This is a genomic window from Sphingobacterium sp. UBA6320, from assembly GCF_002440335.1.
Classification (GTDB): Bacteria; Bacteroidota; Bacteroidia; order Sphingobacteriales; family Sphingobacteriaceae; genus Sphingobacterium.
The window spans coordinates 26230-40958 of record NZ_DJTA01000022.1; the positions used below are offsets into that span (position 1 = coordinate 26230).

The 14729-nt window shown below is 35.3% G+C and carries 16 protein-coding genes; 12 read left to right on the forward strand and 4 right to left on the reverse strand.

Annotated elements, in window-relative coordinates:
• Positions 1 to 200 precede the first annotated feature (200 nt).
• A complete protein-coding gene (locus B3P23_RS13915; protein ID WP_293927109.1) occupies positions 201 to 1919 on the reverse strand; it encodes an IPT/TIG domain-containing protein in 1719 nt (572 codons plus the stop codon).
• Between the two features lie 19 nt (positions 1920 to 1938).
• Positions 1939 to 3669 carry an IPT/TIG domain-containing protein gene (locus tag B3P23_RS13920; RefSeq protein WP_293927112.1) on the reverse strand — a complete coding sequence of 577 codons (1731 nt, stop codon included), beginning with the start codon at positions 3667 to 3669 and terminating at the stop codon, positions 1939 to 1941.
• A gap of 346 nt (positions 3670 to 4015) precedes the next feature.
• Here B3P23_RS13920 and B3P23_RS13925 point away from each other — a divergent pair, with 346 nt between their 5' ends.
• Positions 4016 to 4168 carry a hypothetical protein gene (locus B3P23_RS13925; RefSeq protein WP_293927115.1) on the forward strand — a complete coding sequence of 51 codons (153 nt, stop codon included), beginning with the start codon at positions 4016 to 4018 and terminating at the stop codon, positions 4166 to 4168.
• Between the two features lie 80 nt (positions 4169 to 4248).
• Positions 4249 to 5355 (forward strand): hypothetical protein, encoded by a 1107-nt coding sequence (locus tag B3P23_RS13930; RefSeq protein WP_293927118.1) that lies wholly within the window; start codon positions 4249 to 4251, stop codon positions 5353 to 5355.
• A gap of 82 nt (positions 5356 to 5437) precedes the next feature.
• On the opposite strand, the gene B3P23_RS13935 is transcribed toward B3P23_RS13930, so the two are convergent.
• Entirely contained in the window at positions 5438 to 5734 is a 297-nt protein-coding gene (locus tag B3P23_RS13935) for a helix-turn-helix domain-containing protein (protein ID WP_293927121.1), read from the reverse strand.
• A gap of 156 nt (positions 5735 to 5890) precedes the next feature.
• Here B3P23_RS13935 and B3P23_RS13940 point away from each other — a divergent pair, with 156 nt between their 5' ends.
• Complete coding sequence (locus B3P23_RS13940; protein WP_293927124.1) at positions 5891 to 6028, forward strand: hypothetical protein; 138 nt, start codon at positions 5891 to 5893, stop codon at positions 6026 to 6028.
• Here B3P23_RS13940 and B3P23_RS13945 read toward each other — a convergent pair.
• On the reverse strand, positions 6018 to 6674 hold the full coding sequence (locus B3P23_RS13945) for a rhomboid family intramembrane serine protease (RefSeq protein WP_293927127.1): 657 nt from the start codon (positions 6672 to 6674) through the stop codon (positions 6018 to 6020). The two genes, B3P23_RS13940 and B3P23_RS13945, sit on opposite strands and share 11 nt — an antisense overlap.
• 111 nt (positions 6675 to 6785) lie before the next feature.
• Between B3P23_RS13945 and B3P23_RS13950 the strand changes: the two genes are divergently transcribed.
• From B3P23_RS13950 to B3P23_RS13990, 9 genes are all read left to right on the forward strand, one after another.
• On the forward strand, positions 6786 to 7880 hold the full coding sequence (locus B3P23_RS13950) for an HlyD family secretion protein (protein ID WP_045752175.1): 1095 nt from the start codon (positions 6786 to 6788) through the stop codon (positions 7878 to 7880).
• 148 nt (positions 7881 to 8028) lie between these two features.
• On the forward strand, positions 8029 to 10191 hold the full coding sequence (locus tag B3P23_RS13955; protein WP_293927134.1) for a peptidase domain-containing ABC transporter: 2163 nt from the start codon (positions 8029 to 8031) through the stop codon (positions 10189 to 10191).
• A 3-nt stretch (positions 10192 to 10194) separates the two neighbouring features.
• Positions 10195 to 11538 (forward strand): TolC family protein, encoded by a 1344-nt coding sequence (locus B3P23_RS13960; RefSeq protein WP_293927137.1) that lies wholly within the window; start codon positions 10195 to 10197, stop codon positions 11536 to 11538.
• Between the two features lie 10 nt (positions 11539 to 11548).
• The gene (locus B3P23_RS13965; RefSeq protein WP_293927140.1) at positions 11549 to 11866 is read left to right on the forward strand and encodes a hypothetical protein; all 318 of its coding nucleotides are present in this window, start codon (positions 11549 to 11551) and stop codon (positions 11864 to 11866) included.
• Between the two features lie 86 nt (positions 11867 to 11952).
• Positions 11953 to 12123 carry a class IIb bacteriocin, lactobin A/cerein 7B family gene (locus B3P23_RS13970; RefSeq protein WP_084405257.1) on the forward strand — a complete coding sequence of 57 codons (171 nt, stop codon included), beginning with the start codon at positions 11953 to 11955 and terminating at the stop codon, positions 12121 to 12123.
• Between the two features lie 15 nt (positions 12124 to 12138).
• Positions 12139 to 12315, forward strand: a complete 177-nt coding sequence (locus B3P23_RS13975) for a hypothetical protein (protein WP_248753082.1) — start codon at positions 12139 to 12141, stop codon at positions 12313 to 12315.
• 187 nt (positions 12316 to 12502) lie between these two features.
• Positions 12503 to 13102: a DUF3267 domain-containing protein gene (locus B3P23_RS13980; protein WP_293927145.1), complete on the forward strand. Its 600-nt coding sequence runs from the start codon at positions 12503 to 12505 to the stop codon at positions 13100 to 13102.
• Between the two features lie 277 nt (positions 13103 to 13379).
• Positions 13380 to 13544, forward strand: coding sequence for a hypothetical protein (locus B3P23_RS13985; protein WP_293927148.1), 165 nt, complete (start codon positions 13380 to 13382; stop codon positions 13542 to 13544).
• A 63-nt stretch (positions 13545 to 13607) separates the two neighbouring features.
• Entirely contained in the window at positions 13608 to 14117 is a 510-nt protein-coding gene (locus tag B3P23_RS13990) for a hypothetical protein (protein WP_293927151.1), read from the forward strand.
• Positions 14118 to 14729: the final 612 nt, after the last annotated feature.

Below are 14729 nucleotides of genomic sequence, written 5' to 3' on the forward strand. Positions count from 1 at the left end.
AATCGAACTGTTTTTAATCTGAGCTAATTATAATAAGATCAATAATCAGAAGATCCAACTTTGCATGGCACTATTTCGTTTCAATTTGTGGTGAAATAGTGGTGGTCGTGTCATAAAAACCTCCTGAAATACTCAATTCAGGAGGTTTTATTTCTAATATGAGAATGCAATAATTCTGATGGGCTATCTGTATCAATCGTCTATAAAACTTCGAAAAGGTCCTTATATTTTACTGTCGTACCATTTAATTTCATTTCAATCGCGGATTTTCCTTTTGGAGCAAAGGCTGGAATAATAAAACGAATTTCATCAGTGCTTCGATAGATACTATTGGCATATGCTCCTCCTAGAGTGGTTTGTATGTAGAGCAATCCCTTACCTTTAATGGTTACAACATCTCCTGGATAGCCCTTGAGTGGTGATATGTTATCGACCTGAAAATCGTGTATATACAGCTTTTGCTTTTTAGGGGCATAATAACTTTCATTGTAATTGATATTTACACCATATCCTATCTGAATTTCTGTTTCTCCGATGACGTAGCCCGGAATGATGAAAGATATTTGACCATTTTGAGCGATAGCACCTTCTCCGATCCCATTTCCGATAACGGAATATCCGTGACCATCAATAAAATTACCGGTTATTGTAAATGGCTCGCCGACATATCGTGTTGTATTGGCAGGTGTATCCCATTTCAAGTTTCTAACTTCCATTTGCTCTGTACTAGTTACGCTATAAAAAGGACTGCTGTAACTAAAATTGTAAACACCATCTGGAATATTACGCACAGTAAATGATTGAGTTTCATAAGAACTGTTAAAATAATGCGGTACGCTATGTTTGCCTAGATAATACTTGGGTTGATCGGGATTCATAATGTAGGTGTACAGATCGATACCGTTTATATTCATTAAAGAGGGAGAATGAATGACCTTTCTTTCAAAGTGGATATTACTGCCAAGGGGCTTGATCAGTTCTATGGAATCTTTGAAGACGACCGAGTCTTTTCCATTGTAATAACCCAATTGAAATTTAGATCCTTTTAGCCCTTCGATCTCATGAAGATAAATCTGTGATCTGTATTCTATTTTTTTTCCATTGATCAGGATATAAAATGGGGCAGAAAATGGTATTGCATCTCCATTTACCGCTATCCCGGTGAGTTGTATAGGTTCGTTGAGATAGATCTTAGTTTGTGCAGGCGGATTTAACGAGCCCAAGATCTGAATACTGGCGACTTCTCTATTGGTTTTATAGCCCGATTGATCCCTGATCTGCAAGAAAATAGATACAGTATTGCCATGATAGAATTTGCCCGACTTTGGCAAGGTAAAGGTAAGGCTTTTACGGTCGCTAGAAACTTGAAAAGGTAGCTGGACCTCCTGTTGGTATTGATGTTGATAATACATCTTAATGTTTTCCGTGAGAAATTGGAAATCGCCGGTAACGGTTATTTTATCGTTATTGGGAACTAATTTTAGCTGTAAAAGATCTATTTTAATTCCATCCACTTCAAAAATATTACTTTCGCCACGATAGAATCCGTTTTTAGTTTTGACATATAGTGTATAACGATAACGATCGCCTAATTCGAAATTGCTGCTATGTTGATACTGCAATGTGATCTCACCGATGGAAACTTTGCTTCCAATGCTGACGACAATTTCTTTTTCATTTTCTTTTATCTTTTGGATTATAAATCCATAATCTTCCACCGGCATTCCATTTAATCGAGAAATATTCCCTTTTAAAGTAACCGTTTTTCCTGCCAAGTTACTAAAAGAGGTTGTTTTCAATTGTACAGGGCTGTAGTCAATAGGCTCAATGACTTCTTTTTCTTTACATCCAATAAGTATCCCCAGACAGAATATAGGAATCCAGAATAAGAAAATTTTAGCTATAGATTTAGTTTTCATAATAATTTCTCTTTTTCGATTAATAGATTTCAAGATATTCTGTAGCTGAAACTGTATTGTCGAAATCGAAAGCAGTATCACTAATGTTTATTCTGTATTTACCTTTTGGTAAGTCATCCGGTATTTTAAATTGTATTTTGTTGTTTTGAGATAGGGTATGACGGACTTCAACATCAGCAATTTGTGCTTTGTAGCCATTCATTCCATTACCTTCAATTGTAATTAGACTTCCACTTTTAGCGCGTAGAGGATATATAGAATTAATAATTGTGGGCTTGATCTCCAAAGCTACGGTATTGGATGGTCTTGTCGATCCGATCTCACTAAAATGCTGCACTTTGACTTGATAATTTCCTGCTTTCATCAATGGGATTTCAAAAGTTATTTCACCGTTAGTCGTGCAACTTGAATAGGCAGCAGATGTTTTATCTATTTCTAATGTATAAGATCTGCCCTTGATAAATAAACCTTTCAAGGTTATGATATCTCCGGTATAACTTGCACTGGGGCTGATTGAAGAAATATTTACTTTTCTTACTTTAATCTTGTTGTTGCTTTTATAGCTGAAGTGGTAATTGGTCATTTCCATTGGATATTCACCATCTGGAAGGTCGCCTATACTCAATTCTCCTTTTTTAGAAGCACTGCCTTCTTGCAAGTAATAGGCACGTTTATCTCCTACAGTGACATAACCATAGAAATTAAATTTGGCAGGATCTGGTCCTGACACTTCAAATGTTGTCCCGGGATGCACATAATCGGGTTTTACAATAAAATCATTGGGATCTGGCTCAATAAGATTTAGGGGCTGTGGAAAAGTGACCGTATCTCGTCCATTGGTATAACCCATAGGGAAAGACTTGCCTTTTTGATGGAGGATAAAATCAGAAATGCGTAAGTATTCCGAATGTTTTAAAAAAACATTTCCGATAAATACCTGCAATCCATTGTTATCATAATAATTTTTTGTTGTATATGGTAAATTAACAACATCATTAAAGTAATAACTGTAAGTGGATGGTAACGATAATTTTGCAACTATAAAGGCATTTGCGACGATGGCAGCCAACTGTGGTCCTTTTTGATCCTTGCTAACCAGTCTGAATGTGACATTGTTTCCCTGCTCTAATCCTTCGGGAATTTGAAAACGTATGCTTTTTCCTGCATTAATAATTTCAAAGGGTATCTTAAATTCTTCGTAAGTATAGTAGGAATATACCAGGTCGTAATTCTTTTCGATATTGGTAAACTCTCCATCGACGATTACGGTTTCGCCAATAGCCATTATGAGATTATCTTTCGCCTGCACTTTGAGGTTACTTACCACAAATTGATTTAATTTACTGGTGTACATTCCCTTTTTTGTATTTATAAAATATTTATACAGGAAATATGTTCCCTCTTTATAAATCTCTGGATCAGGAACTTTAAACGTGATTCGGCCTGCTTTTAAAGGTGTTGATATGGAATATTCTTTTTTAATGTAAGTCTCTCCGCTTATCCCATCGACTATAAAACCATGCGATTGGATCGAATCACTATTGTTTAAATACCTGACTTCGGCGGAGAAGATCAGATTATTGCTAGTATTGCTTTCTGGTGACAAAATGACTACTTCTGTTGCGTTTGTATCTGGAGGGACGATGATCACTTCCTTTGCGCAGGAAAACAATAAAAATGTTAGAACACAACATATATAATGTCTAGTTCTTAACTTGCTTAAGGGACTATTTAAATTGGAAAAATTCATTAGATTATTATATAGGCTAAATCTGATGCGCGAATTTCAGATAAAATTCTTGTATTTTAAAATTATTTTATTGTTACCTACGTATTTTTTTTATTTATTATAAATAATATTTCTTTAAACCGTCGCCAATATTAAATCAATTAATCTGGCTTAAGGATTTCCTTTAATTTGTCTCTCTCACATATTTATAGCGCCCACCTCTGTCTTTCTTCAAGGGTTTTTCGAACATATTTTAAATGCTTTTTTTGTGCATTGAGCGATAGTAATTTAGTACTGTTGATCAACAAAGCAGTTATCCGAAAAGGCTTATCAAATAGAGTAGGAATAATTTTTTATAAACAGAAATATGAATAACTTAGATTTAAGAAAAATGGGCCTTCAAGAAATGGAAAAACAAGAAATGGTTAATATCGAAGGTGGCATAAAATTTCCAGGATTAATTACGGCAATTTATGAAGCAATATCTGATGCTGTAGATTGGGTTAAAAACCAGTTTTAAAATTTAACTTTTATAAGTGGGGAACTAATTTCCTATTTAGCACCCCACTTATTTTAATGAAATTGTGTATTTTAAATTTTATGATTCCAAAATATTTTCTTCTTTTCTTTTGTGTAGTACTGTCAATGCCAGTTGTTGGTCAAATATTTTTTGTTGATAGTGCAGATCATACTCCGATTTCAGGGGTAAATATTTATACGAGGTATGGAAACTTAATTGGATTTAGCAACAAAGATGGTCAGTTTGATTTGTTAGATGGCATTCAAGTGAAAGGTGAGGATTTATTAGGACTTGCCGCACAGCATATTTCTTATCAGACAAAGAATATCAATATCCCTTCTTTAAAGACAAAATTTACTGTTCTACTTAATCCCCGTTCTACAAAACTTCAGGAAGTAATAATTAGTCCTAAAAATTCCGATGTAATTGTTTTAAAGGGTTATTTTAGATCTTTGGAAACTTTTAATAAGAAAAATAAGTATTTTATAGACGGTCTTATGGAGTACTATATTCCTTCCAATGGACAAAAATCTCGTTTTCGGCTTCTCGATTATAGGGTATTTTGCGATTCGGTTATAGTGAGAGATTATGATGATAAAATGGGAAGCTTCTTTCTTGTTAGTCATATCGTGGAAATTCCTTTTAAGCATATTCTAAAAAACTCAAAGATATATTCAATAGAAAAGAAACAGCCCAACCTTTCATACATCATGAAAAATGAAAAACAAGCAGGGACTATATCTTATAATAAGGACAGTGAAAGTATGCAGATCTTTATTGATCAGGTTTTACCAGACACTATATTGAAGGATAAAATTTTTAGACTTGAAATCAATACAAAACAAAAAGTACAAGTCGAAAATTATTCATCGTTAGAAATCGAAAAAGCCAATCTGTATCATCTTTTGAACATATATCAACATGAAGTTGCTACTATAAAACGTAAAGCTGAGTTTGGCCATTTGCCATATGAAATATTATCTGAATTTTATATTTTAGATCGAAATTTTATGTCCTCTGACAATTTTAAGAAAATGAAAAAACAATTGTCATCAAATAGCTATAAATCACCAAATAAAAGTAAATATTCAAATGAATTTTGGAAAAATTTGGATCAATATGATATTCCACCTATTAACAACGGTTTGTTAAACCAACTGTATCAAAATCTTAAATTAGTAAATTAATCAGTAGTGTTCATTATCTGAATGAAACTTTGATTTATGCTTTTTATTTGCGTTTTATTGATCGATCAAACTTATTTTTAGTTTATCTAAAAATAAGTTTGATTTTTTTTATTCCAACAACAATATAGTGATAAGCTAAACCAAATACGTTTTCTCCCATAATATCACTCGCTAGTGATGGAGGTAAAAGTTCATAGATACTTACACCAAAATACTCGGCAATTTTGTACACCTGATCTACTTTTACTTTTGTTTCATTCCTTTCAATTTTTGAATACGCGGCTTGCGACATCTCCAGATGATAAGCAACTGCTTCTTGCGATATTTTGAGCGTTTCTCTCTTCTCCCTAATGAAAGTTCCAATCTTATGTTTTGACATAACTTATATTAAAATTTCCAATAGACAAATTTAAGAATATAACTTGAGGTTATAAAATTTACATGTGTTAAAACTGTAGGTTGTAGTTTAAAACCTGTGGTTGTGGTTTAGTGTGCTCTATTTCAGGAGTTTTGAGAGGTAATAAAATCAACAATCATGGAAGAAAAATTAAACAATAGTCATGTGGTGGCACTAAGTCCAGAGGAAACAAGAGCAATAAATGCGGGCAGTCAGCGAAGGGATGAAAAAAGATTAAATCTATGGGAAGTATTGTTTGAATATTTTAAGATGTAAGAAATAATGCCTTGATAAATTCTGAAACGGACTCTTTTCTGATTATAAATGCAAAGAGTGATCCTAACAAATATGCGTAGATATGGAGCGATCTATTGATTTTAGAAACTTTTATGAAAGATAAAAGTATGCTGACAATTAATATATATAGCCAGTAGTGAGCAGCATTGTTTATCCAAGGGATGAAGAGGTGATTGATTTTTTGTAAGGGGAAAAAGAGTGCAGAGAAACCATATAAGCCGAAACTTAGTCCCGAAGCTCCGACCGACGTAAAGTGAAAAACATTTCTTTCTTGATAAACTTGCATTAAATTGGGCAAAGAAATTAATAAGATAATCAGTATGGGAGTTAATAGGTATGCAGCTAGAATTCCGAATTCTTGCATGATATTGCCAAAGGTATCATATCCTAATCCATAAATAACAATACTGTTAAAGAGTAGATGGAGCCAATTGCGATGAATAAAGGCAGAGGTAAGCAGGGTATGGATACGCTTGCCTCGGGCTATTTCATAAGGATGTAAAATCAAGGCATGAAAATAGGATTTGCTGTAAAATCCGATGATGCTACTGATGAGCATGATCGGTACGAAGAGGTACGAATAGGGAGCTTCTTGAAGGGTCGGAAATATATCGAAAAATTGCATCTGCTCGTTAGACTTAATATGTTTTCAAGATAGTGAAAAAATATAAAATACAACCTGTGGTTGTGGTGGATGATGTAGTTATTTGGGAAATTTGGTTAATTCATGATCATTATGGGAAAAACCAATATTATTTATGTGCTCTTGCTTATCGCGATTGTCGGTACGCTTACGGCCTTACCATTTGTCCATATTCCGATTTCGATCTCTGCATCGGGAGTGATTAGACCGCAAACTGAAAACAGCAAGATCATATCGCTGGTCAGTGGCCGTGTTGTCGAAAGTCGTATCCATGGAAACAATCAGAAGGTGGTGGAAGGTGATACCTTATTTGTAATCGTATCAAAAGATCTACAGAATAAATTGGAGCTGAATGAGCATCTGGAGGCTGACTATGCACAGCAGATCGCAGATCTAAAGCTCCTCCTTTCTAGCAATTATAAGGGCTTGCGAAGTGGCTTGTATCAGATGGAACTTGTCTCGATGCAGCAACGGATGTCGGAAGTGCAATCGCAACTGACCTTAGCTAAACGTGAATTGGATCGTAATGAACTGTTGTTTAACCAAGGTATCATAGCGCAGGCAGAATTTGATAAAAGTAGATATGCGTATGAACAATTGGAAAATCAAATGCTATCCATCGAGAAACAGCAGATGGCGCAATGGAGTGCCAAGTTGATCGAGCTGCAACAAAAACATCAATCTACAGCTTCGGAGCGCCATGCGATTTATATCGATGGTGAAAATTATATCGTCCGGGCTCCGCTTAGTGGTACGGTGATTAATTTGAAGGGTTTCCAAAAAGGAAGTCAAATTATACAGGGACAGGATATACTGGAAATATCGCCAGAAGATAATCTGGTGGCTGAATGTATGGTGCCTGCAAATGCCATTGGCTATATCAAAGATAAGCAAGTGGTCAAATTTCAGATGGATACTTACAATTACAATCAATGGGGTTTCTTAACAGGATCTGTGAAAGACATTGATTATAATCTGGTCTCTGATCAGAAGAATGCTGCCTTCTTCAAAGTTCGCTGTCATATGGATGCCAATTATCTGAGTTTGCCGAACGGCAACAAAGTGATGGTCGGTAAAGGCAATACTTTTAATGCTCGTTTTTTTCTGGTGGACCGTACGCTCTGGCAATTGCTTTTTGATCGGGCTGATGATCTTTTTAACCCCAATCTGGGAAATAAAAACTCTTGATTTTTGGCTATTCGAATGAAAGAGGCATGTGCTGTGACGAGGTCGTAGCCATGAATAATGGCTCATGATAGGGCCATAATAATGAATAAACGAAGGGCAAAAGCTGTATGAAGTGTCGGCTAAATATTAAAAATAGATAATAATTATCATGAAAAAATCTCCAGTCCGTATTAAGCAACATGATATTCGAGATTGTGGAGCTGCTTGTCTGGCTTCCGTTGCAAGTTACTATGGATTAGATATTCCAATAGCAAAGATCAGACAATACTGTCATACCGATACGCGAGGTACAAATGTATTGGGTATGATTCAAGGATTGCAGGAATTGGGTTTTACGGCTAAAGGAGTGAAAGGTAGTATCGATGCCATTCCACAGATACCGTTGCCAGCAATCGCACATGTGGTATTAAATGGTCAGTTACAGCATTATGTCGTGATCTATAAGGTTCATAAAAACCAGATCAAGGTAATGGATCCGGGTCCCGGAAAAGTACAGCAGTACAGCATGGAGGAATTTCAGAAGATCTGGACGGGTGTATTGATCTTATTGGAACCGAATGAATATTTTAAGCAGCGCAATGAAAAAAAAGGTGTCTACAATCGGTTCTGGAACTTGATTCAGCCGCATAAGTCCATTATTTTACAGGCGCTCGTCGGTGCGGTGATTTATACCTTACTCGGTCTGTCATCTTCCTTTTATATCCAGAAAATAACAGACTATGTACTGGTGGATGGCAATGTTCGGCTGCTCAATCTGCTTTCTGTGGCTATGTTGGTGATCTTGTTATTTCAATTGATCATCGGCACGCTCAAAAGTGTGATGGTCCTGCAGACGGGACAGCGTATTGACCGCTATTTGATCTTAGGTTATTATCAGCATTTGCTCCGTCTTCCACAGCGTTTTTTTGACACGATGAAGGTGGGTGAGATTATCTCAAGAGTCAATGATGCGGTCAAGATTCGGGCATTTATCAATGATGTTGCTATTCAGGCTGTTGTCAATGTACTGATTGTGATTTTCTCATTTGCGTTGATGTTTTCCTATTTCTGGAAATTGGCCCTGATTATTTTATTGGTGATCCCACTTTATTTTTTTGTGTATTGGCTGACCAATAAATTAAATAAAAAGGTGGAACGTCGGCTGATGGAAGAAGGGGCTGAATTGGAATCGCATCTGGTGGAGTCGCTCAATGCGGTCAAGACCATCAAGCAGTTTGGTATGGAAACTTATTTTAACAGCGGTACGGATCAGAAGTTTAGCCATCTGTTGAAAACTATTTACTCGTCTGTATTGAATGGTCTTTTTTCGGCAACATCGAGTGAGTTTCTTTCACGCCTGTTTACCATTATCTTGTTATGGGCTGGATCTTATTATGTGATCGACCGGACGATTACCCCCGGAGAGTTACTATCCTTCTATGCACTGATCGGATATTTAACAGGTCCGGTGAGCCAGTTGATCGGGATGAATAAAACATTGCAAAATGCATTGATTGCTGCGGATCGTCTGTTTGAAATCATGGATCTGGAACGTGAAGAAAGTGAAGGTAAACTGGACTTGGCATGCAGCCAGGTGGGTGATATTGTTTTTGAAAATATTCGTTTTTCTTACGGTTCTCGTGTTGAAGTATTCAAGGATTTCAGTTGCCGATTTGAAAAAGGAAAGATGACTGCTATCATCGGTGAAAGCGGAAGTGGGAAAACAACCTTAGGGGCTCTGATCCAACAATTGTATCCTGTCCAATCGGGAAAGATCCACATCGGTCAATATGACCTCAGTTATATCTCTAAGCAATCGCTCCGCGAGCGAATCGCAGTGGTGCCGCAACAGATCGACCTGTTCTCTGGAAATGTGGTGGACAATATTGCGGTGGGAGAGCAGGTTCCAGATTTTCAACGGATGATGGATGTTGTAAAAGAACTGGATATGATGTCCTTTATTGAGAAATTGCCTGCTGGATTTGAAACGAATCTAGGTGAAAACGGCTCTATGCTTTCTGGTGGACAAAGGCAGCGTATCGCCATTGCTCGTGCACTATACCGCGATCCTGATATCTTGATCCTGGATGAAGCGACCTCGGCATTGGATACCGAAACAGAATTGATCATTCAGCGTGCTTTCGACCGATTTCGGGATGCTGGAAAGACGATGTTGGTCATCGCTCATCGCTTGAGTACCATAGCTGGTGCGGACACGATTATGGTCATGAAAGAAGGGCAGATAATCGAACAGGGGAGTCATGAGGAACTATTGCTGAGCGAATCTGCTTATAGACAGATGTGGAAAAAACAATCGGTTATACTGGACTAATTCATGAAAAAATTACTTCTCATCATACTCGTGTTCTCTTGGACAATAGAGGCGGCATGGGCTCAGAAGCGATGGTCTCTGGCGGACTGTGTGGCTTATGCGATCGATCATAATCTGCCAATAAAACGTCAGGATATTTTAGTGGCGATTAAAAATCTGGATCAGGAAATGGCGCGTAGGGAACGTTTGCCTGCTGTAGGTGGATATTTTAATGGGTACAGCACATTTGGTCACTCGCAAGATGTATTTGGCACGATCCGCCGCAATGATAACTTCAATAGCAATATGGGGATCAATGCGGAGGTCACGCTGTATCAATACAATTATCTGCGCAATCAGGCTAAGAAGGCAACGCTGCAAGCGGAGCAGGAGGAGCTGGAAAAAGGAATTTTAAGAAGAGACTTAACACTTAAAGTAGTACAAAGCTATTTGGAAGTATTGCTTTCCCAAGCTCTAGTACATGCACAAGATTCTGCAATAAACTTTTCTTTGCAATTGCTTGATAAAGCGGAGAAAAGTACTGCAGTCGGAGCAACTGCACCGGCGGTAGTTTTTGAGGCTAAGGCGAACTTAGCCCGGGAGAAACAGCAATTCCAACAATATCATAAAGAAGCGCAACAGGCAAAATTAACTTTAGCTCAATATATGAATTTTACGGATTATCAAAGTTTGATCATATACGATCCACTTTTAGAAACTGAAATTTTTAAAACGGGGATCGTTAAAAGTCAATCGGATCTTATTCAAACCGCCTTTGATAATAATCCCATTCTTGCAAAGCTTGAAAATCAGCTTCTCGGATTGGATGTAGAAACCAAGCTGATCAAAGCGGCAGACTATCCCTTGGTTAAAGGTTCCGCGAGCTTGGGAACAACTTATTTCAATGCTTTTAAATCTCCTGGTGAACGTCCTGTATTTGTTCAGACCAAAGATAATTTTGCTCAACAACTCGCTATAGCAGTCACAGTTCCCATTTTTAATAAAGGGAAAACGAAGCGGCAGTTGCAGCAGCTGAATTTGCGTAAAAAGGAAATCGGACTGTTCGGTGATCATGAAAAACAGCAACAGGTACAGATCTTAGAAAAGTTGCAGCTCGACTGGATAGAGAGTAAGCAGCAATATGAGATCTCGACCGAAGCATTTGCTGCAACACAGGAATCATTGGCGTATTCTAAACTGAGTTTTATGGCTGGTAAAGCGTCCATTTACGATATTAATACGAGTAAAAATAATCTCATCAAATCGGAATCCGAAATGATAAGAGCCCGATATAATTCGCTATTTAGCCTTTTGATGCTGCATTATCAGGTATCGGGCGATATTAAATTTTCTAATCATATACATTAAATCATAGGTTATGCAATTATTCAAATACATTGAAAGGATCAACTTAATGGATCGATTGATCCGTCAGAGGAGAACAGGTACACAAGCTGAATTTGCAACTCGTCTTGGACTTTCTGTATCGAGACTAGCGCGTATTATAGAGTACCTAAAGGGGATAGGGGCCCCGTTGGAGTATGATCGATCTCGAAATACTTATTATTATCAAGAAGAGTATTCTATTCAGATTAAGGTTGATATTCAGCAGCTTAATTATCAACAGATCAGACATATTTCAGCAGGAACTTATTATTTCTCAAAAAATATCTCCAATGCTTTTTTTGAGCATTGAAGGCACTTAATTTAGTATTGTTGATCAACAAAGCAGTTATCCGAAAAGGCTTAATAGAGTAGGAGTAATTTTTTATAAATACAAATATGAATAACTTAGAATTAAAATCAATCGGTGTTCAGGAATTGGATACTAATGAGATGGTAAATTTTGAAGGGGGATTTTTACCAGCTGTTGCTATCGGAATCATTTGGGGAGTACAATTGGGATTGTCAGCTGTAGGAGTAGGTATGTATTTAGCAAATAAAGATAAATAATTGAAATTTTAAAATATGGAACATTTAACATTGAAATTAGAGAATTTGAGTCAAGAAGAAATGATTCAAATTGATGGTGGGATATTACCAATCATTGCAGGGGCAGCAATTCTTAAAGGTGTTGGGATAGGTTTTGGTGCCGTAGCGGCTGGAGTTGGTTTAGTTGCAGCTGCTAAGGAGTTATTTTCTTAATGAACAGCAAAAAGCGATTTAAAAACTATTACAGAACTATATTCATTTTTGCTTGGATAATATGCTGTACTTGGTTTTTGATTAAAGCAGGAAAATATCTAGTCTCCTAAAATATAATATTAATCGAAAAACGCTTATTGTTTTTCGATTAATATTGAGAGAATTAAATTGATTTACTTTATTCATCATGAGTCATATTTTAAGTGAAACAGAGAAAGAGGAATTTACAATTAAAGAGAAAGATGCTAGTAATTTGATATTAAAATTGGTGTTCCCTATCAGTTTGATGCTATTTATATGCTATTACGCTATTTGGAAACATCAATTTGAAATTGAAAATATTCGACATCATGTACACGGTATGAGCGCAGTTGATCTAAGTTTATACTGTCTGTATATCGTTATTTCTATATTATTTGGAATTGTATTACATGAATTACTACATGGACTTACGTGGGTACTCTGTTCAAATATTGGTGGATTTAAATCAATAAAATTTGGAATTATAAAAGAAACATTAACACCTTACTGCCATTGTAAGGCTCCTCTAAAAAGAAATTCTTATATTTTAGGTATAATTATGCCGGCAATTGTTTTAGGACTAGTTCCGATTTTGATAGGCTTGTCTATAGGTAATATATTGATTTATTTTTTCGGTTATATTTTTATTTTAGTTGCAATGGGCGATTTTATGATTACTTATTATTTACTCAAATATGTTGGTAAATCGTGCAGTGTGCAGGACCATCATAGTAAAATTGGTTTCTTTATTTTTAAGAAGGTTTAATATTTTAAAATAAGTAATTTTTCTATGTCACAAGGATATTGATAAAGGAAATGATATCTATTACTTCAATATATTACGGATTTGTAATTGACACCTTTAAACAGTTCGATCATCTACAAATCAGATATATTTTTGCAGGTTAATATAATTTTTCAAATACTACTGCCAATGCTTTTTTTGAGCATTGAGCAACTGTAATTTAGTATTGTTGATCAACGAAGCAGTTATCCGAAAAGGCTTAGCAATAGAGTAGGAATAGTTTTTTATAAACAAAAATATGAATAACTTAGAATTAAAATCAATGGGTGTTCAGGAATTGAATACTAATGAGATGGTAGATCTTGATGGTGGCTTTATTCCAATGGCAGTATTATTGGGAATTTGGGCATTTCAAGGAGCAGTTTGTGTTGCGGGAATAGGGTTACTTGCTTCACAAAAATAATTAAACAATTTCCCTGAACTTTAGTAAGGTTAAGGGGAATTGTTTAATATTATAAATTGTTATATGAATAAATATTTGTTATATATCTATATACCACTTACATTAGGATTAGATCTTTACAGTACTTACTGGGCTTCAAACGGCGATATAAATAATATTATTGAATTACATTTTTTAAGCAGTGTTTTTGGTAAAGGATTTACAGGTCTATCAATTGTATTTTTTATTGAAAGTATTATTTTGCTTTTTTTATTAAAAATAAGTTCTAATTCAACAAAAAACAATTATATACACGAGTATAAAATACTTAAGATACAGAAAAGAAAAAATATACTTGATGTGAAGAAAATTATTAATTCAATGTCGGTAATTGTTTTAATAATTTGTACTTCACATGTAATTTTTTCTTTAAATAATTTTTTACTAGGATTTTATTTACGAGGTTCAAGTTCAAAAATTGTTGTTTTTTATATAAAACATGTACACATTGAACAACGTATTTATTTGATTCATATTATAATCATGATTATTACAACAATGATCATATTTTGTTTTCTTCGTAAAAGAAAATAAATGAATTATGTTTTTGCATAGATCTTTCTGAAATTGATTGTATTGCTCGAATAAGAGTTTGCTACACATATTGTGCTACCGAAAAAACTAGAGCCGTTGAACTGGTATTCATTTGGTTTGCAATGGGTTGTCAGTAGCTTGGAATTGGGCAACGAGCTAATTAATGAGACATTAACGCCTTATTGCCATTGTAAGGTTCTTTTAAAAAGAATTTTAAATTCTATTTTTCTCTATTCTGATTATATATTCAGGTATTGAAGCCTTCCTATTTCATTATATAATGGCTGATAATGATAAAGGGTAATCGAATCAAATTACTTTTTTATGTATAAAAAGATATATTATATGATAGCAGCACTTGTAGGAATACTAATTTACTTGATTATTATTTGCCTGTTCCAATTTTTTAAATAATCATTTATGAACACCTGTCAACTTTTAGCTTTTTAAAATAGACATCGAAAATCAATCTTATTGTCCGTTTTTCTTGATACATAATTTATAAAATAGGATATGGATTAGGGGAAATCAGGTACTTACACTATTAAGTCAGCTCCAATAGGTTTTATTGAGTAAAAAGAGTATTAAATAAGTCTATATGAAGGTTCGTCG